Source organism: Paraburkholderia hospita (assembly GCF_002902965.1).
Lineage (GTDB): Bacteria > Pseudomonadota > Gammaproteobacteria > Burkholderiales > Burkholderiaceae > Paraburkholderia > Paraburkholderia hospita.
Genome location: NZ_CP026106.1, coordinates 2532827 through 2551739, shown reverse-complemented (window position 1 = coordinate 2551739; position 18913 = coordinate 2532827). Strand labels below are relative to the sequence as shown.

Annotated in this window: 19 protein-coding genes and 3 pseudogenes; 11 read left to right on the top strand and 11 right to left on the bottom strand. The window is 57.7% G+C overall.

The genetic code is table 11. The features are described from left to right. Nucleotides 1-12 precede the first annotated feature (12 nt). Nucleotides 13-750 (bottom strand): hypothetical protein, encoded by a 738-nt coding sequence (locus C2L64_RS29905; RefSeq protein WP_007581067.1) that lies wholly within the window; start codon nt 748-750, stop codon nt 13-15. Between the two features lie 708 nt (nt 751-1458). Here C2L64_RS29905 and C2L64_RS29900 point away from each other — a divergent pair. Beyond that, nucleotides 1459-1662, top strand: a complete 204-nt coding sequence (locus C2L64_RS29900) for a cold-shock protein (RefSeq protein ID WP_007581066.1) — start codon at nt 1459-1461, stop codon at nt 1660-1662. Nucleotides 1663-2452: 790 nt separating this feature from the next. Here C2L64_RS29900 and C2L64_RS29895 read toward each other — a convergent pair. The 3 genes from C2L64_RS29895 to C2L64_RS29890 all read right to left on the bottom strand — a co-directional run bounded on the left by C2L64_RS29895 (nt 2453) and on the right by C2L64_RS29890 (nt 5227). Then, nucleotides 2453-3328, bottom strand: a complete 876-nt coding sequence (locus C2L64_RS29895) for an SDR family oxidoreductase (RefSeq protein WP_007581059.1) — start codon at nt 3326-3328, stop codon at nt 2453-2455. 430 nt (nt 3329-3758) lie between these two features. Next, nucleotides 3759-4061, bottom strand: coding sequence for a glutamine amidotransferase-related protein (locus C2L64_RS53455; RefSeq protein WP_007581058.1), 303 nt, complete (start codon nt 4059-4061; stop codon nt 3759-3761). A gap of 233 nt (nt 4062-4294) precedes the next feature. Further along, on the bottom strand, nt 4295-5227 hold the full coding sequence (locus C2L64_RS29890; RefSeq protein WP_007581056.1) for a carbon-nitrogen hydrolase family protein: 933 nt from the start codon (nt 5225-5227) through the stop codon (nt 4295-4297). A gap of 81 nt (nt 5228-5308) precedes the next feature. On the opposite strand from C2L64_RS29890, the gene C2L64_RS29885 reads away from it, so the two are divergent. From C2L64_RS29885 to C2L64_RS29875, 3 genes and pseudogenes are all read left to right on the top strand, one after another. Continuing rightward, entirely contained in the window at nt 5309-6220 is a 912-nt protein-coding gene (locus C2L64_RS29885; protein WP_007581054.1) for a LysR family transcriptional regulator, read from the top strand. A 413-nt stretch (nt 6221-6633) separates the two neighbouring features. Continuing rightward, entirely contained in the window at nt 6634-7362 is a 729-nt protein-coding gene (locus tag C2L64_RS29880) for an SDR family oxidoreductase (protein WP_007581053.1), read from the top strand. Nucleotides 7363-7397: 35 nt separating this feature from the next. Next, nucleotides 7398-7677 (top strand): annotated as a pseudogene (locus C2L64_RS29875) (FGGY family carbohydrate kinase); the annotation flags it as partial. A gap of 53 nt (nt 7678-7730) precedes the next feature. Here the strand turns inward: C2L64_RS29875 and C2L64_RS29870 are convergent. The 5 genes from C2L64_RS29870 to C2L64_RS29850 form a co-directional block, all read right to left on the bottom strand. Beyond that, a complete protein-coding gene (locus C2L64_RS29870) occupies nt 7731-7979 on the bottom strand; it encodes a hypothetical protein (protein ID WP_236674222.1) in 249 nt (82 codons plus the stop codon). Between the two features lie 289 nt (nt 7980-8268). After that, a complete protein-coding gene (locus tag C2L64_RS29865) occupies nt 8269-9474 on the bottom strand; it encodes a benzoate/H(+) symporter BenE family transporter (protein WP_051058169.1) in 1206 nt (401 codons plus the stop codon). A gap of 15 nt (nt 9475-9489) precedes the next feature. Continuing rightward, nucleotides 9490-9768 carry a muconolactone Delta-isomerase gene (gene catC / locus C2L64_RS29860; RefSeq protein WP_007581047.1) on the bottom strand — a complete coding sequence of 93 codons (279 nt, stop codon included), beginning with the start codon at nt 9766-9768 and terminating at the stop codon, nt 9490-9492. 94 nt (nt 9769-9862) lie between these two features. Continuing rightward, nucleotides 9863-10987: a muconate/chloromuconate family cycloisomerase gene (locus C2L64_RS29855; RefSeq protein WP_007581046.1), complete on the bottom strand. Its 1125-nt coding sequence runs from the start codon at nt 10985-10987 to the stop codon at nt 9863-9865. A 105-nt stretch (nt 10988-11092) separates the two neighbouring features. Then, entirely contained in the window at nt 11093-12016 is a 924-nt protein-coding gene (locus tag C2L64_RS29850) for a LysR family transcriptional regulator (RefSeq protein ID WP_007581044.1), read from the bottom strand. A 173-nt stretch (nt 12017-12189) separates the two neighbouring features. Between C2L64_RS29850 and catA the strand changes: the two genes are divergently transcribed. The 7 genes from catA (at nt 12190) to C2L64_RS53450 (ending at nt 17622) form a co-directional block, all read left to right on the top strand. Then, nucleotides 12190-13125: a catechol 1,2-dioxygenase gene (gene catA, locus C2L64_RS29845; protein WP_007581043.1), complete on the top strand. Its 936-nt coding sequence runs from the start codon at nt 12190-12192 to the stop codon at nt 13123-13125. 112 nt (nt 13126-13237) lie between these two features. Further along, nucleotides 13238-14596: a Rieske 2Fe-2S domain-containing protein gene (locus tag C2L64_RS29840; protein ID WP_007581041.1), complete on the top strand. Its 1359-nt coding sequence runs from the start codon at nt 13238-13240 to the stop codon at nt 14594-14596. After that, the gene (gene benB, locus C2L64_RS29835; protein ID WP_007581038.1) at nt 14593-15081 is read left to right on the top strand and encodes a benzoate 1,2-dioxygenase small subunit; all 489 of its coding nucleotides are present in this window, start codon (nt 14593-14595) and stop codon (nt 15079-15081) included. The genes C2L64_RS29840 and benB overlap by 4 nt, the downstream gene beginning before the upstream one ends. A gap of 39 nt (nt 15082-15120) precedes the next feature. After that, nucleotides 15121-16143: a benzoate 1,2-dioxygenase electron transfer component BenC gene (gene benC / locus C2L64_RS29830; protein WP_007581037.1), complete on the top strand. Its 1023-nt coding sequence runs from the start codon at nt 15121-15123 to the stop codon at nt 16141-16143. Next, nucleotides 16140-16916, top strand: coding sequence for a benzoate diol dehydrogenase BenD (gene benD / locus C2L64_RS29825; RefSeq protein ID WP_007581035.1), 777 nt, complete (start codon nt 16140-16142; stop codon nt 16914-16916). Before benC ends, benD begins: the two co-directional genes overlap by 4 nt. Before the next feature lie 46 nt (nt 16917-16962). After that, nucleotides 16963-17361 carry a RidA family protein gene (locus C2L64_RS29820; protein WP_007581034.1) on the top strand — a complete coding sequence of 133 codons (399 nt, stop codon included), beginning with the start codon at nt 16963-16965 and terminating at the stop codon, nt 17359-17361. A 108-nt stretch (nt 17362-17469) separates the two neighbouring features. Next, a complete protein-coding gene (locus C2L64_RS53450) occupies nt 17470-17622 on the top strand; it encodes a hypothetical protein (protein WP_007581033.1) in 153 nt (50 codons plus the stop codon). A gap of 18 nt (nt 17623-17640) precedes the next feature. Here the strand turns inward: C2L64_RS53450 and C2L64_RS29815 are convergent. After that, nucleotides 17641-18332 (bottom strand): annotated as a pseudogene (locus tag C2L64_RS29815) (IS6 family transposase). 90 nt (nt 18333-18422) lie between these two features. After that, a pseudogene (locus C2L64_RS29810) lies at nt 18423-18841 on the bottom strand (amidase family protein). Nucleotides 18842-18913: the final 72 nt, after the last annotated feature.

The following is an 18913-nucleotide window of genomic DNA, read 5'->3' as shown; positions in this document are numbered from 1 at the left end:
AAAGGCGATGCTTCAACAGATTAAGGCGTGAGCCCGACCTCGCGACCGCCCAACTTGAGGAGACCGGGAGTCCAGGTCTTTGCCTTCAAGGTCCGGCCGCTTGTTACGCGCGAAGACATCGAACAGCAATGGAGAGCCGCCATACTCCGCACAGAAGTCTCGCGCGCGCTGTTGAATCGAGCGATAGCTTTGCTGGACTTCGTCCTCGCTCTGCAGCAGGTTGTACTCAGAAAGTTTCGTGTTCAGGTCGCGAAGCACGCCCAACGTCGGCGCGTCCAGCACCACGTGTCCGTTGGCAAAAATCGCCTCGAGTACGTGTGGCCGCTTATTGCATTTAACGCGCAACGCCTTGATGAAACTGTTGGCCAGCCGCGAAGCTTGCAGAAACGGCAGGGGTGGGAATTCGACTTGATGGGTCTTGCCGCGCGTTTCGGACGCGCGCTTCCTTGACCAATGGGCGCGAATATCTCGCACCATGTCTGCCTGCCAAACGTCGAACGCGGCACGGTCGCTCAGATTCGCGGCGTCAAAATAGCCTGGCGCGAGTTGCTTCGCGAACTGCCGGTCGGCCCATTCGTTGAACACTGCCAGTGGGCCATATGGCTCGCCGGTGTATCCCGTTGCGACTCCCCGGGCGCTCTTTGTGTCAACCCCGGCGTGTGTCGCTTCCTTCGCGTGACGGAACCATCTCTCGGCTTCGCCAAGGTACTGCTGGTATTCCGCTGCAAGTGCGGCGTTGTCTGCATGCATAGGCTTCTCGTGTCTTGGTGAGGGGGTACGCGTCCGCCCACGTGAGTGATTCGAAAAGGTGTTAACGAACGCAGCCGCGAGTTGACGCGTTACGACGCGGTGCGATGCGGACGCACGCAATCGCTGCGGCCATATGGCGCCAATTGAGGTGCACAGAGAGCGTCACCGCGGCGCGCAATGTCTGCCTGCTGGCAAGACGGAGGCTCGAAAAAAAAGCGGGCGCGGACGTCCCGTCGGTCGGGCAGTGAAACTGTCCGGAAATCGACGACATCGATTGCCCACCGCATCTGTCCTCAGTCTGACAATCCCGAAATTTTAGGGGGTCTTGAAACCCTGCAGCAAGTAAAAAGGTGGTAAAGGACGTCTCGCTAATCGCGGGTGAAGACCGAGGTTGCCTTTGTCTCGCGAGCTTTGAGGGGATGCCGGGCGTACCTGCAAACAAATCATTACCTGGTACGTTTCGGGAGTCGTCCGCGATGAGCGGTCCAACCTGGTCAGCTATCAGTCGGAAAGACACCAATTGTGCGCCGCTACAAGCTGGCATATGGTTTGCGCAGGGCGGTGTATCTTTTTCGGTAGGCATCGCCCAATCGGGACTACTTCAGTCGCAGTGGACCGTGACACTCCGTCTCCCGAGACATTGAACATATCTACGACGCGGCCGATGGCGTCTGCATAACGCGGCCTATTTCAATTTTGGAAACAATCATGGCAACCGGTACTGTGAAGTGGTTTAACGATGCGAAGGGCTTTGGCTTCATTACACCAGACGATGGCGGCGAAGACCTGTTTGCTCATTTTTCGGAAGTGAAGGCGGAGGGCTTCAAGTCCCTTCAGGAGGGGCAAAAGGTGAGCTTTGAGGTCAAGCAAGGACCGAAGGGCAAGCAGGCGGCCAACATTCAACCGATCTGATACCAAAGCGCTTTCGCGGTCGCGCGAAGAATGGTCCGCCGAGGCGGATCGTTCTTCTTGCAGTTATGTGCTGTTCGTGAATGCGGACAGGGCACGTCCTTTTGATTGCTCGCGCCCGCATGTGATGAGGCGCTCAGCGCCTTGCTTGAGGCATTGGCTGTGCGAGATGTGTCATAAAAGGCCACGAGCGTGCGACGTGGAGGGTGGGGGCGTCGGCGAGAGTCGTTAAGCTCCAGGCGGGCTTATCGTCTACGCCTGAACAGGCCGGTCCGCCGTCGCGACTGATACCCGAAATCTTCTCGTTTTGGCCGGCGTGAGCGTGGTTCGAGCGCCAGCCTGCGAGCCTCTTCTGCCTGAGGCGAGCTTTCCGACAAATCGCCGTTGTTCCACATCCAGAGTGGCAGAACTGTAACGACAGCCCAGTTGCCGATGTCCTGTACAACGACAAAACAGCGGTCGTCTGCTTTGCTGTAAATGAGGTAGCAGCGGCGGTTGGGCGGAACCTCCCCAAGCAACACGCATCGACCTGCATCCAACATTTCTCGAATAGATGTTGCCGATAACGTAGACCGTTGACTCACCCGTTCCTTTGCGTGAAGTGCAACCCACGACCGTCGAGAACTGGACCGTCTCCTGGAGAAATGAATCGTTTCCTCCTACGCGTTAGTGGTTTTCTCACGCAAGTCTATGTCGCCTTCGGGCTCATTGCTACGCGGCTATGGACAGTTTCCGCGGGCCGCCGGGTCTGCTGCATCAGGTTGACAGCCGGCTGTCGTGTGGCCAGCGAATCTCACGAGGGCTTGGCAGGCTTTATCATATTGTCCGCCGGTAGCATGCCCGGCAAGGCATCGACAAAAAAATCAGCTTGCAATGCGGCCCCAGCCTGGACGTCGTATTGAGAGAAGTCCCGGACGCCAGCTGCCAATAGTACTTCGTCATCGAGAAAGAAATTTCCCGAGCACTCCCTGGATGGGCGTGTCAGGATAAAGTAGGCCGCGTCGGCAACTATCTCCGGTTTGCGACACGTAGCAATCATATCCGCGCCACCGATCTCGTTTCGCACGGCCGCCGTCGCAATCGCGGTTCTTGGCCACAGCGAATTTACAGCGACGCCACGGTCCTTGAACTCACCAGCTAGCGCCAGCGTGAACAGGCTCATCGTGTACTTTGCGATGGCGTATGCCGGGAAGTCCTTGAACCACTTGGGGTCCGTGACCAGCGGAGGCGACAGCGTAAGGATGTGTGGATTCGGCGAATCGAGGAGGTGAGGCAGGCAGGCCTGAGCACAGACAAACGTGCCCCTGCCGTTCACCCCGTGCATCAGGTCGTACCGCTTGACCGGCGTATCCAGCGTTCCCGTCAGCCGGATGGCGCTGGCATTGTTCACGAGTATGTCGATGCCGCCGAACACGTCAACGGCCTTGGCAACCGCAGCCTTTACGCGTTCTTCATCACGAATGTCGACGACAAGCGGAAGCGCCTTTCCGCCGGCAGCTTCCACGGCAGCGGCCGCCGTATGTATCGTGCCGTCAAGCCGCGGGTCCGGGTCGGCCGTCTTCGCTGCAATCACGACGTTCGCACCGTCACGTGCCGCCCGGAGTGCAATGGCAAGTCCGATACCGCGACTGCCGCCTGACATGAATATCGTCTTGCCGGTAAGCGCCATGGTCGTCTCCAGGTGATATCCAGCAGCATACGCTTCCGTAGCTGGCGGCTTTGACAACGTCGCTTTGAGCGATGCAACCAGCGATGTCAAATGCGACGACGAAGAGGCTATGAGCCGAACGATCGTCAGTGGCCAAGGCGTATCAGGAACCTGGTGGCGACGAGTGCAGAAAGCGGTCCACCACATCCTCAATTAAGCGAGCACTGAGGTAAAGGTTTGCTTTCTTCTGCTGAGAGCACTGAGGACACTGGGGGAAGTGAAAACCGCCCGAGACAGCCTGGCCAGAACGAGGCTCGAGAGGTCGGGCTTTCTTCGTCGAACGTCGGAAAGGTTGCCCATCGGATGCAAAAGATGCGGGGGCAAATTTACCGAGTGCAGGTAAGAACGATGCGCCGTCGGCAGGCAACAAACCTATCGTCTGACGTCCTAACTATCGCAATTTTTGGTGATAGTCGACTACGATGCTCAGCACATGCGCCATCAGTTGATAGCCGTAGCAAACGCCGAAAATGGGCATGTCTATAGTCATCGCATCGCGAATCCACTCGGCCGTCATTTCGCTCCACGGAAGACAGTCCGTCACCATGGCCCATGAGCCTGTGATGACGGCAACATGGCTAGCATCAGGTACCGGCAGTGCTTCTCCCTTGAAAACGCGGACTATCTCTACGGTATCAGGTGAGCGCCAGGCGCGCGGCAAAACCAAGGTCGGAAGGACAGACCGACCGGCCATGGGAACTGTCCTGCAAGCTTAAATTCGACGCCGTTGATTCTGCCGACGCGCCGCGCGCGCGTGACCTTCACTTAGGCGTGCGTCGTTCGATTCGTCGGCTCGGCATGTTCTCGTCGAGTTGACATACTGCTCAATGCAGTGGAGCAGGGCGGGGAGGGCGGTGTTGAAAACTATCCATCGGGTTCCGTTGGGGAGAAGGCACATAAATCTGGCCTTGGACCTCGATATTTGGCTCAGTCAGGGGCGGCTGAAAAATTCACAGTGCGCTTGCGACGCTCATCGACTGACAGCGAGAACACGTCTGGGCGGGAGTAATGGCCGACGACATCGAAGTCGTATCTGGCGCGCGTTAGCTCGGCCGTATCAATTTCTGCGACGACAAGACCCGCTTCGCCGTGCAGCGGTCCCGCGAGCACCTCTCCCAGCGGACCCACGACGAGGCTGCCACCGTTGATGAGCGGTCGGTTCTCGTCCCAACCCGGAACATCTACTCCAAGCTGCGCCGGAGAAGGCTGGACCTGACATGCGCTGATGACAAAGCATCGACCTTCGTGAGCGATGTGCCGCATTGAGCATTGCCAGATGTCGCGTTCATCGACCGTGGGAGCGCACCAGACTTGAACGCCCTTGGCGTACATGGCGGTGCGCAGCAATGGCATGTGATTTTCCCAGCAGATAGCCGCACCGGTGATGCCGGCTCCCGTTTTGACCGTGGGCAGCGTCGAGCCGTCTCCCTGGCCCCAGATAAGCCGTTCTGTGCCGGTAGGCATCAGCTTGCGGTGCTTCGCCACTAATCCCTCTCCGGGATTAAAGAACAGCGCCGTGCAGTAGAGCGTGTTTCCATCCCGCTCGATGACCCCAATGACGATTGAAGCGTCGCACTTAGCCGAGAGGTCAGCGAGCGCTTGAGTTTCCTCGCCCGGCACGTCAATGGCATTGTCGTAGTACCGCGCGAAAGCCTCGCGACCTTCCGGCAATCGATAGCCAAGACGCGTCCCGAAAATTTCACCCTTAGGATAGCCGCCCAACAACGCCTCAGGCATGACCACGAGCTTGGCGCCGGAGGCGCGAATCTGCGCTTCGAAAGAGAGGATGTGCTGCAGGGTCTGGGCTTTTCCTGCTGCAGACGAACCGATTTGTAGCGCGGCGACTTTTGACCTGGACATGGTGTTTTCCTTGATGAACGTTTGTGTCTGCATCTTTGCCCGGAAGTAAAATCGTGTGAACACATATCGCCACTATCTGATATGAACAACATTGATATCGATGCTGTCGACCTGAACCTCTTCAAGGTGTTTGAAGCTTTGTTCGAGGAAGGCGGCGCAAGCCGGGCTGCAATTCGGCTCAATCTCACCCAATCCGCAGTGAGTGCGGCGCTCGGACGGCTGCGCGAAGTGTTCTCCGACACCCTGTTCGTACGCACCGGACGGGGTCTTGCGCCCACATCCCGTGCAAAAGAGCTGAAACCGCTGGTGAGCGAAGCGCTCGGCAAGTGCCGTCAGACCGTCGCTATCGCTTGGCCCGAGGCGACCTCGTTTCACGGCCGCTCAGTTTCGGTTGGGCTGTCCGACGACTTTGAGATTGCTGTGGGACGACAATTGATTGAACGCATGGCGCAGAGCACGCCGGGACTAAGGCTCATATTCCGGCAAACCCATAGCCAGATCGTCGGCGACGCACTGGCAAATCGCGAAATGGACCTCGCGTTGTTTGCGGGTGCACCGTCCGGCCGAGGGCTCAATCATCGAGTTGTTGGTGAAGGCGATTACGCGTGTCTCCTGGATGAGAAACGCCGCGCGGCGTCTACTCTGACGCTTGACGAATACGTGTCTCGGGGACACATTCTCGTCTCCTCGGGAGGGGTGGTAGGGATCGTGGATGAGGGGCTGTCGGCACTCGGCCGAAGGCGTAACGTCATAGCCTCAACAACACATTTTGCTTCCCTGCCGCATCTGCTGAAGGGCTCCCGTGCGGTCGCGACCATTCCGAGGCATGCGGCCCTGGCGATTTCCAGATTGACCGGGCTGACGCTTGTCGAGTGCCCGGTAAAACTCCCGATTTATCCCATCGTACTTGCCTGGCGGACTAGCTCAATGCGCGATTCTGCGGTGGTCAAGGTCCAGTCCGCGATTCAGGAGAGTTTTCCTCTCGTCATCTGATGGCAAGACGCCTCACGTGCAACCGCATAGCTTTGGCGGATTGACTCGCGGCGCCGGGCAGTCGATGAGCGACGTACCTCCTTTTGCGGAGGCCCACGCACTCTTGGCGACAGACAAATAAACATCGTTCACCCGCCGGCCATCGGGTTTTCCCCTCTCGAAATCGCCTTGACAGCGCTAGCCCTACAGCTGATTATTTGCTCACCAACTGAGCAGTTGCTCGCTTGTGGTTTTGCAACGGTCGACTCGCACCCCTGCTGCGATCGCAAGGCGGATAGCGCCTTTGGCGGCGCAAGGGTGGAAAGATGAAGCCGCGTTCAATGTCGACTACGGACGCCACGGGGGGCAGGTTACCCGGGGAGATTGCTACCGCAGCAAGTCTGCGACGAGCGCCAACAGGAGAGGATGAGGAAATGGCCGGGGAACTGCAAGGCAAGGTCGCTGTTGTCACTGGCGCTGCTTCAGGCATAGGCTTGGCCAGCACCGAGGCGATGTTATCGGCTGGTGCCCGTGTTGTGCTGGTCGACCGCGACGAAGCCGCATTGAATGCAATCTGCAGGAAACGCGGCGATGCGGCGATTCCGCTGGTCGTGGATTTGCTTGACGCGACAGCCTGCTCGACGCTCGTACCGCGCGTGCTGGACATCGCAGGACAAATCGACATCCTGCATGCGAACGCAGGCACGTATGTCGGCGGTGAACTGGTGGACGCGGATACGGCAGCGATTGACCGGATGCTGAATCTCAACGTCAATGTCGTGATGAAAAACGTTCACGACGTGCTGCCCCACATGATTGCTCGTCGGACCGGCGATATTGTGGTGACCAGTTCTTTAGCGGCTCACTTTCCAACGCCGTGGGAGCCGGTTTATGCGTCTTCCAAATGGGCGATTAACTGCTTTGTACAAACGGTGCGACGGCAGGTTTTCAAACACGGAATTCGCGTCGGTTCTGTATCGCCCGGCCCGGTCATCAGCGCGCTACTTGCCGACTGGCCAGAAGAAAAACTGAAAGAAGCCAAAGAATCCGGAAGCCTGATTGAGGCTAGCGAGGTGGCGGACGCAATCATGTTCATGTTGACGCGGCAACGCGGCCTGACCATTCGCGACGTTGTTTTGATGCCTACCAACTTCGACCTCTAGGCAAATATGGGCAAGAGACAGTTTGGGTTTGTGTAATGTTCCTCGGCATTGACCTTGGCACGACCGAACTGGAGGTCCTCCTGTTGGCCAGCGATGGACACGTCGTCGGCACCGCGCGCTATCCGCTGGAAATCTCGAGGCCGAAGAGCCGCTGGTCGGAACAGGACCCAGAGGACTGGTGGCGCGCTACGCAAATCGCGCTAGCAACGCTGCGTATGAATTATCCCGACGCCTTTGGAGGCATTCAGGCCATTGGGCCTTTCAGGTCAAATGCATGGCGCCGTTCTACTTGATGCCAATGATCGGCCGCTGCGCCTTTCAGCTGCCGTGCCGACCCGGCGCCAGGAGCCGCACAGCAGTTTCGCTTGCTATTTCATCCGCTTCTCGTGCCCCTCCAGGATACTGAGAAGCTTTTCCAGCTTGATACGTTGAGCAGGTCCCAGCCCCGGCATTTCGTGAATTTCATACAGACGCCGCCGCCAGTAAGTCTGAGCGAAAACCGAGTGCGTTCCGTCTGCAGCTAGCGCTTTCTCGAGATTGGAAATTTCGGCATCTGCATTGCGGATAGCGTGCCTGTTCGAGACGCTCAGGCCCCAGCGGCGAGTTTCCTTGGCCATGTCATCACGTGACATATCGAGTCTTTCGCCGAACCGGCAGATAGGTAAAAAGCTGCCGATTGTTTTTGCTTTGCATCATCGCGTTCAATTGCGGTTCCTTCGGACAAGGTCTTGCTGCGGTTCCGATTCCGGCCCCATGAGAGTGTCGTTCGCGACTTCCCTCAAGAGGCTTGCGGACCTCTCGCCACTTACTCAGATAGGGTTCCGATGAGCACCCGTTCCGCCACTTCAACGCCGGGCTGTGTCGGAAAATGTTTGACCTGACATGCACTGATGACAAAGCCATTCCTCAACGCTTATGACCGGTTCTTCCGAGAACCAGATGAGCCAACGTGCCCAGGACGATACCCCAGAACGCCGCACCGAGACCTAGAAAGCTCATGTTGGAAGCTGTGGCGATGAATGTGATGAATGACGCTTCGCGATGGGCGTCGTCTTGCACCAGCCCGACTATGTTCGTCGCAATAGCACCGAGCAAAGCAAGGCCTGCGAGCACTGCAACGAAGGCGTTGGGGAGGGCTGCAAACAGCATGACGACCGTCCCCGCGAAGACGCCACCTATCAGGTAGAAGAGCCCATTCGCGATACCTGCGACGTAGCGGCGCTCCGGGTCACGATGCGCGTCGGGACCGGTGCACAAGGCCGCGGTGATTGCTGCGATGACAATCGTTATGCCACCGGCGAACGCGACCAGAATCGACGCCAGGCTGGTCCCCACGAGAACCGGGCGACTCGGCGTCTGATAACCGGATACCCGCAAGATAGCGAAGCCGGGCAGGAATTGGCCAGTCAAGCTCACGATAACCAGCGGGACCGCCAGACTCACGGTTGACTGCCAGGACCAGGTTGGCATTGTGAACACGGGACGGGTAACGTGCAGACTTACCGACTGCAGATTCGTCAAACCGAGTGCCACAGCGAGCGCACAACCGAACGCCAGAACCAGGATGAGGCAGTAGCGCGCGGCCCATCGACGGAAAACGATGTAACTCGCGAGCATTCCCAGCGCAAGCCAAGGAGTGTTTGCTACCGACTTGAATACATTAGTGCCGAACTGAAAGAGAATGCCTGCCATCATCGCGCAGGCTATCCCTTTCGGTATGCGCTTCACTATCCGGTCAAACAACCCGGACACGCCAAGCACGAAAATGCACGCACCGGCGATGATATATGCGCCGATTGCCTCGCTCACAGGCATGCCAGGAAAGAGCGAAACAAGCAACGCGGTTCCGGGCGCAGACCAGGCCGTTATGATGGGCTGCTTAAGCCACCAACTTAATGTTATGCCGGAGACTGCGGCGCCCATAGAAATTGCCCAGACCCAGGACGCGACGACGTCATTGCCAACATGGGCACTACGCGCCGCCTGGAAGAAGATTGCAAGCGGTCCGGCGTAAGAAATAATGACGGCGAGCAGCCCTGCGGTGACTGCCGACACGGACCAGCGCCCCATTGGAGCGGCGGACAATAGCGTACCTTCGTTATCGCGATGCATGGCATCCGGAAGGCTTTAGTGGATGGAGGATGGGTGACGTGCGAGCGCAGTCACCTTCATCGTCATATACGGAAACAGTGGCAGGCCAGAGAGAATAGTGTGCAGTTCGTCATTGGACTCGACATCGAAAATGCTGTAGTTGGCATATTCACCGACCACGCGATGCAGTTGCTGCCATTTGCCCTGACGTTGAAGCTCCTGCGAGTAGGCTTTCTCGCGGGCCTTGATTTCATCAGCCTGAGCCATCGGCATATCGTTTGGCAGATGCACATCCATTCTTACGAGATAAAGCATGTGTCTCTCATTTTAAAAGTCGGGTCTCTCAGGTTCAGCAGCACACCGTTGGAATGAGCCGGTGTGTTTGATGCTGGAACGACTGCGCGCTCAATTATTTTTTGTCGCGACGATAGAAAGCGAGCTTTTCTTCGTCGATTTGCAGGCCTAGCCCCGGTCCTTCTGGCAGATGAAGGTCGAAATCCCGATACTGCGGTCTTGCGGTGACAATATCGTCTTTCAGTAAGAGTGGCCCGAACAGCTCAGTACCCCACGCAAGTTGCGGAAGCGCGCTGAATCCATGTGCCGACGCAATCGACCCAATGCTGCCCTCCAGCATCGTGCCGCCGTACAGCGCTACGCCGGCCGCATCCGCGATAGCGGCCGCGCGCATCATTCCGTAAATCCCACCGGACTTCGCAATCTTCAACGCGAACACGTCCGCGCATGCGTCACGTACGAGTTCAAGAGCGTCCTCCGGTCCCGTCACAGCTTCGTCAGCCATGATGGGCACGATGAAGCGCGCGGAAAGTCTGGCGAGTACCCCACGTTGCTCACGCGGCGTAGGTTGCTCGATGAGGTCAATGCCAGCAGCTTCGAGCGCATGGATTCCGAGCGTTGCGTCAACCTCATTCCACGCCTGATTCACGTCGACAGTAACCTTGGCGCGGTCGCCAAGCGCGGACTTGATTTTCGACACGTGAGCTACGTCATCACGAACGCTACGCCGACCAATCTTCAATTTGAAAGTGTTGTGGCGACGCTCGGCGAGGAGCATTTCTGCTTCCTCGATGTCTCGTTGTGTATCGCCGCTCGCGAGCGTCCAGAGCACCGGAAGTGTGTTGCGGACAGCGCCGCCAAGAAGAGTCGAAACAGGGACGCCCAGGCGCTTGCCTTGCGCGTCCAGCAAGGCCGTCTCGATTGCACATTTTGCAAACCGGTTTCCCCGCGCAACCTTATTCAGCTTGAGCATTGCGAGGTTGACGTTGGTCGCGTCCTGCCCAACAAGTGCCGGTGCCAGGTAGGTGTCGATGGTCAGCTTGATACCTTCGGGGCTTTCTTCGCCGTACGACAGACCGCCGATCGTGGTGGCTTCGCCAATACCCTCGATGCCGTCGCTCGAGCGCAGACGAACGACGACCAACGTTTGTTGCTGCATTGTCGCCATTGCTAGCTGATGCGCGCGAATGGTTGGGAGGTCAACCAGAACGGTTTCGACGGATGTGATTTGGGCGTTCATACCTGGAATGTTGGAGTTGAAGGGTTGCTGAAGTATTGCGTGCTCAGCAACCGCATGTCCAACACCATCGACGTCTAGTGCCATACCCTCGAGGTATGGCGTGTGTCACCGGCCGAAATCGTTGCGGGCTGCATAGGGGATGCCTTCCTCCTCATACAGCCGATAGATGAGTTCGAGCATTTCCCGAATGTCGCGCGACTCGTCGAGCGCACGCATGCTCATGATGATTGGCGAAACCAAAGTCGGGTCGTCAAGTTCCTTGTAGCTCACATCGTCTCGCTTCAGACCGTAAACGCTACTCGGAACGACGGAAATTCCTTCGCCCGCCGCCACGAGGCCTAGAGCAATCTGCAATTCTCGTACTTCGTATATCCGGCGAGGCTTGAGACCGCGGTCCTTGAATGCCGACAGTACTTGGTCCGCATAACTGGGTCGCGGGGCCTTAGGGAAAATAATCAGGGTCTCGTTGACCAGGTCGCTGAGAGCGAGGATGGGCTTGACCAGTGAGAGTGGATGGCCCTCCGGGAGTGCAACAATCATCTTCTCTTCGCGAAGAATCACCCGACGGATGTTTGCTTCCTCATGCCGAATGCGGCCGAACCCGACATCGATTTGACCGCTTTTCAGCGCTCTGATCTGGTCCATCGTCGACATCTCGTGGAGGCTGAGTTCGACTGTGGTGTTCTCGTCGCGGAATCGCCGGATGATTTTGGGCAGCATTCCGTACAAGGTCGAGCCAACGAAACCTATAGAGAGGCTGCGCTCAATGTTGCCTACGCGTCTCGTCATGGATTCGAGATCGGACGTCTGAGCCAGCAACTGGAGGGCATGAGCGTAAAAGAACTTGCCCGTCTCCGTTAACTGCAACGGGCGTGAGTCGCGCTGGAATAGCTGTACCTGAAGCAGCTCTTCAAGTTGCTGTATCTGACGGCTCAACGGCGGTTGGGCCATATTGAGTCGCTTCGCCGCGCGTGTGAAATTGCGTTCCTCGGCCACAGCGACAAAATAGCGAAGATGCCGCAGTTCCATTTCAATACCTCGTGGATATAGACCGATACTAAATCAGTGTTGGACGAGGCCTTCCGGCGTCCATTATTCTGCATTCACACTCTGTTTCAGCACCCATTATACCTCTCAGGCATATTCAGGCGGGCGCTAAACGAAGGGTTTACCCCAGCAAAAATAGAGATTCAGGAGCAGACATGAGCGTCAAAGTGTTCGATACGAAGGAAGTGCAGGACCTGCTGAAGGCGGCCGCCAACATGGGTAGCGAGGACGGCAGTGCTCGCGCAAAGCAGATTGTCAATCGCCTTTTGGGCGACCTGTTCAAGGCCATCGACGACCTCGACATGACGCCCGACGAAATCTGGGCCGGCGTCCACTACTTCAACAAGCTTGGCCAGGATGGCGAAGCTGCGCTGCTTGCTGCTGGTCTCGGTCTGGAGAAATTCCTCGACATTCGCATGGACGCCGAGGACAAGGCGGCAGAAATCACGGGTGGCACGCCGCGTACCATCGAAGGTCCGCTGTATGTTGCGGGTGCGCCAGTGCGCGACGGCGTATCGAAGATCGACGTCAATCCGGACGATGACGCGGGCCCGCTGGTCATCCGCGGCACGGTGACCGGCCCGGATGGCAAGCCCGTCGCAAATGCCCTGGTCGAGTGCTGGCACGCCAACTCGAAGGGCTTCTATTCGCACTTCGACCCGACTGGCGCGCAGAGCGAGTTCAACCTGCGCGGTGCCGTCAGCACTGACGCCCACGGTAAGTACGAGTTCCGCACACTCATGCCGGTGGGTTACGGTTGCCCGCCACATGGCGCGACCCAGCAGTTGTTGAATGTGCTCGAACGTCACGGCAACCGTCCGGCGCATGTTCACTTTTTTGTTACCACCGACAAGTACCGCAAGCTGACGACACAAATCAACATCGAGGGCGACCCGTTGATTTGGGACGACTTCGCCTACGCCACCCGTGAAGACCTGATTCCCCACGTGATCGAGAAGACGGGCGGCACGGCTCTGGGCATGAAGGCCGACACGTACAAGGAAATCGAGTTCAACATCGAGTTGACTCCGCTGGTTCATGGAAAGGATAACCAGCTCGTCAGTCGTCTGCGCGCGTCTGTCACGGCGTAACCGTTTCGCGCGGCTGCTACCTCGTACCGCTGCTGCCGCTCAATTCTCCTCAAGAATCTTTCGACACCGATGCGCGTGCTTCATAGCTTCAAGCACGCGTAGGAGAGTACACATGTCTGCCATTCTCAACAAAGCCACGCAGCTGGATGAACTGCTGCACACTGCGGTTCAGGACGACAAGGAAAACGGAGTATTCCGTTGCCGCCGCGACATCTTCACCAACCCCGATTTGTTTGAGCTCGAGATGAAACACATCTTCGAGAGCAACTGGATATATCTGGCGCATGAAAGCCAGATTCCCGAAAACAACGATTACTACACGACCTGGATTGGGCGTCAGCCCGTGGTTATCACTCGCGACAAGAGCGGCGAGCTCCACGCGGTCATTAACGCCTGTGCGCACAAAGGCGCGATGCTGTGCCGGAAAAAACACGGCAACAAAGGCACCTTCACCTGTCCTTTCCACGGCTGGAGCTTCGCCAACACCGGCAAGCTGCTGAAAGTGAAAGACGTGAAGACCACCGAATACCCGGTGCAATTCAATACCAACGGCTCGCACGATCTGAAGAAAGTTGCACGCTTCCAGAGCTATCGCGGCTTCCTGTTTGGCAGCCTCAACGCGGACGTCATTCCACTGGAGGAGTACCTGGGCGAGACGAAGGTCATCATCGACCAGATTGTCGACCAGGCCGCAAACGGGCTGGAAGTGTTGCGAGGCAACTCCTCGTACATCTACGACGGCAACTGGAAGATGCAGATGGAGAACGGTTGCGACGGCTATCACGTGAGCACCGTCCACTGGAACTATGCCGCGACGATGGACCGTCGCAAGGTAGAGGGCACCAAGGCGGTAGACGCGAACAGCTGGAGCAAGTCGGTGGCCGGCGTGTACGGATTCGACCACGGCCACATCCTGCTGTGGACCAAGACCATGAATCCCGAAGTGCGCCCGGTCTATCAACACCGCGATGAAATCAAGGCACGCGTGGGCGAAGTCAAGGCGGATTTTATCGTCAACCAGACTAGAAACCTGTGCCTGTATCCGAACGTGTTCCTGATGGACCAGTTCAGTACTCAGATTCGCGTGGTACGTCCGATCAGCGTAGACAAGACTGAAGTCAGCATCTTCTGCTTTGCCCCTAAGGGCGAAAGCGCGACCGACCGGGCTACCCGCGTCCGGCAATACGAAGATTTCTTCAACGTCTCCGGAATGGGCACGGCAGATGACCTTGAAGAGTTCCGCGCTTGCCAGGCAGGCTATGCCGGCACCACTGCGCTGTGGAACGACCTTTCGCGTGGGGCGCCGCTGTGGGTCGAGGGGGCTGACGCCAACGCCAAAAATATGGGACTGAAGCCGCTCATCTCAGGCGAGCGTAGCGAAGACGAGGGGCTCTTTGTGTGTCAGCACGAATACTGGGTGCATGTGATGCGGGACGCGCTCAAAAAGGAACAAGGGGAGGCACTGGCATGAGCTTCGACTACCAGAAAATCTGTGCCGCGCTGTACCGCGAAGCGCGCCTGCTCGATGACCGGCAGTGGGAAGACTGGCTTGCGTGCTATGCCGAGGACGTCACGTACTGGATGCCCGCGTGGGATGACGACGACCAGCTCACCGACGACCACGAAAGCCAGATCTCGCTTATGTACTACCCGGACCGTGGCGGCCTTGAAGACCGGGTGTTCCGCATCAAGACAGAGCGCAGTAGTGCTTCGATGCCTGAACCACGCACCAGTCACAACGTGACGAACGTAGAAGTGCTGGCCGAGCGCGAGAACGAAGTAGACGTGCGCTACAACTTCAACACGCTCAGCCATCGCTACAAAACCACCGACCAGTTTTTCGGCACGATGTTTGTCACTCTGCGCAAAGTCAATGATGAACTATTGATTTCCTACAAGCGCATTGTGTTGAAGGACGACTACATCCGCCAGGTGCTCGACGTTTATCACGTTTGATGTCGAGCGTCAGTGGAAATCAGAAGTACAGGAGGCAAGATGTCCAGCTACAACATTGCACTGAATTTTGAAGACGGCGTGACCCGCTTTGTCACATGCAAGGCGGGCGAGAAGGTGCTTGATGCCGCCTTTCGCGCCAGGATCAACCTGCCGATGGATTGCTCCGACGGCGTGTGCGGTACCTGCAAGTGCCGCGCCGAGAGCGGAAGCTACGACCTTGGCGACGACTACATCGAAGATGCGCTGACCGAGGATGAAAAGGAAAGTGGTCTCGTACTCACCTGCCAGATGGTGCCGCAAAGCGACTGTGTGATTGCAGTGCCGGCATCTTCCACGGTATGCAAGACTGAGCAAAGCAGGTTCGCCGCGACCGTGGCGAAGATCGACCAGCACAACGATGCGGCTGTTGTTCTCGAACTGGACGTGGATGCTGCTGCGCCCGTTTTCCTGGCAGGCCAGTACATCAACATCGATGTTCCCGGCAGCGGTCAATATCGCTCATATTCGTTCTCATCCGCACCTGGCGAATCGAAAATCAGTTTTCTGATCAAGAAGATTCCTGGTGGCGTGATGAGCACCTGGCTCGAATCCGCACAACAAGGCAACAAGGTAGAGCTAGTCGGACCGCTCGGAAGTTTCTATCTGCGTACCGTCGAGCGGCCCTTGCTGTTTCTCGCTGGCGGCACGGGTCTGGCTCCGTTTCTGTCGATGCTGGAAGTGCTGGCGCGCGCCGACTCGCAGCAGACGGTCCACCTCATTTATGGCGTGACCCGCGACCTCGACCTGGTGCAGGTTGATGCCATCGAAGCGTACAAGGCGAAGTTGCCGAACTTCAGCTATGACACGGTTGTAGCCGATGCGGAGTCGAATCATCCGCGCAAGGGTTGGGTGACGCAGCACATGCCAGCTGAGATCCTGAATGAGGGAGATGTCGACGTTTACCTCTGCGGGCCGCCACCGATGGTCGATGCCGTGCGTAAGTATTTCGACGATAACGGTATGAAGCCCAACAGCTTTCACTACGAGAAGTTCACTCCGAACGCAGCGCCGAGGACCGTATGAGCACGCAACGATTTGCCGGCAAGGTCATGGTGGTCACGGGTGCGGCGCAGGGCATTGGTCGCGCGGTAGCGCTTCGCGCAGCCGCAGAAGGCGGCAAGGTACTGTTCGTAGACCGCGCTGACTTCGTGTCAGAAGTCGCCGCCGAAGCGGAAGGCGCGGACACAGCCGGGTTTGTCGCCGACCTTGAGACTTATGAAGGCGCCGCATCGGCGATGGACTTTGCCGCACGCAAGTTCGGCGGCATCGACATTCTGGTCAATGGCGTCGGTGGCGCGATTCGCATGCGTCCCTTCGCCGAGTTCGAGCCCGCACAGATTGATGCAGAGATCCGTCGGTCACTCATGCCGACGCTGTACGCTTGCCATGCAGTGTTGCCGTACCTGCTTAAGCGCGGGGGAGGGACCATCGTCAACGTCTCCTCGAATGCCACTCGCGGCATCCGCCGCGTACCGTATTCGGCGGCCAAGGGCGGTGTCAACGCGATTACGCAGTCGTTGGCGATGGAATACGCGGAGCACAACATCAGGGTGGTTGCCACCGCGCCAGGTGGGACCGATGCGCCTCCGCGACGTGTCCCCCGCAACACGGCCGGCGACAGTGAACAGGAAAAAGTCTGGATGAGCGAAGCGGTGAAGCAGGTCACTGAATCGACCTTCTTGAAACGCTACGGCAGCATCGACGAGCAGGCCGCGCCGATTCTGTTCCTCGCTTCGGACGAGGCAGGTTATATCACCGGCACTGTGTTGCCGGTAGCCGGCGGAGATAACGGCTGACGTTGTCGACGCTTCCCGCGTTCGGCGTATACAAGGAGACAAATCTGTGAGCGAACGTAAAGCCATCGTCCCTGACGGGATGGAAGCCGTGTACGAAAAGATTCGGTACGCCCCTGCGCTCAAGGTCGGCAGCACTCTTTACGTATCTGGTCAGATTGGTCGTAACGCGGCCATGGAACTAGTTGAAGGTCGCGAGGCGCAGATAGTCCAGGCTTTCGAGAACCTCAAGCTTGTGTTGGCTGCTGCAGGTGCATCGATGAGCGACGTGGTTGACCTGACCACATTCCACATCGACATGCGCGACCTTCCGCTCTTCATGGAAGTGCGTGACCGATATATTACGACGGACCCGCTGCCAGCCTGGACGGCAGTGGGCGCCCACATGCTTGGCGGAACGGCCGGTTACATTGTTGAAATCAAGGCCGTAGCCGTCCTGCCTGAGTGACGCGGGAACCAGGCGCATGCCAATATAAGGAGCCGGCCATTGTCCAGCGAAATCCATCAGCAAGCAACACGCGATGTCGTTTCCTGACTCACGAGTCGCACAGACGACATGGCGCGGCTGGCAATCCCGCTTGAACACAACGAACCTCTCGTCTCCGTCATCGGCAAATACAACCACGGCAAGAGCCGCCTTCTCAACGAGTTGATTGGGCGGGACGATTTTGGGTTCTGTCGCAACAAAGACGGCGGCTCGAGCGAATAGCGATATTATTTGGATTGCTTATTTGAGCAGCGAGTAAAACTGCTCGGCGGGGATTTGGCAGCTACTACTGTCTTTCATCTGCCCCTTCGCATTCATGTGCATGATCTCGACGCCGCCCAGCAGAATGCGGGCACAACGAAAGGTCTTTAACCCGAGCATCGGCCGGGTACGGCGCTTGATAGCCCGATGGTCCTGTTCGATGATGTTGTTCAAATACTTGTTCTGGCGGATCTTGATCGGTGTGTCGCGCTCCGCGTTGAGGGCCCCGAGCGCGGGCAGATTCGCACCACTTTATCGATCGTGAGGGTCTCGGGCTCGCCGTTCTGATCGATCGACTTCTCGAAGTAGCGCTGGGCTGAAGCCGTGTCACGGTGAGCACGCAGTAGGAAATCGACCGTCTGGCCGGCCTTGTCAACCGCGCGATATAAATACTTCCAGTGACCCTTGACCTTGATGTGGGTCTCATCAACGCGCCAGCTCGTGCCAATTGTGACGCCGGACCGCCTTCTCCAGCACCGGAAGCAGTTTTAAGGTCCAACGATGCACGGTCGAATGATCGACCTGTATGCCGCGCTCAGCATCATCTCTTCCAGATTTCGCACACTCAGCCCGTAGGCCACGTACTACTGCACGTACACCAACGTTACTCCAAGCGGGTAGTGCAGGCGTTTAAATACGCGGGCCACGGCTGGAGTCAGGGTCTTCTTCATCAATCATGTCATTCGTTGAGTTCGCTCGGATCACAATGCACCGTCTTATTGCGACAGCATCGATCCGTTTGCCGATCGTTATGGCGTCGATCAACGGGTAGACTCGCCACCAAATGGGTCGAAGTCAGGTGGCGCGCCGACATTTGATTTCAGCGCGGTATCTGGTTGTTCAAGCAGCGTTAAATCAGGACGTGGCCGGCGTAAAGTCGGGGAGTGTTGAAGACTCGTTCGAGTGCGCGGGCGATAGCAAGCGTCGCTAAATCTCCGCGAAATGGTCCGATGATCTGTAAGTCGAACGGCATGCCCTCATTGTCGATACCACACGGTAGAGACAACGCGGGATGGCTCGTGAGCGTGACAACGTAGGTGAGCGCTGGCCAGCGATAGTAGTTGTCCTGTGGTTTGCCCTCGACAATCGACGGGTGGAGCTCTCGCCAAGGGAATGGCGATACCGTGGTCGTTGGAGAGATGACCACGTCGACAAACAGTCGTTTTAGTGAGGTCCGCACCGCCTTGCGCTGGTGATTCCGCGTTGGCCATTCAGCCGCTTTTGAGTACGAAGAGCGGCGAGAGGTCGCCGC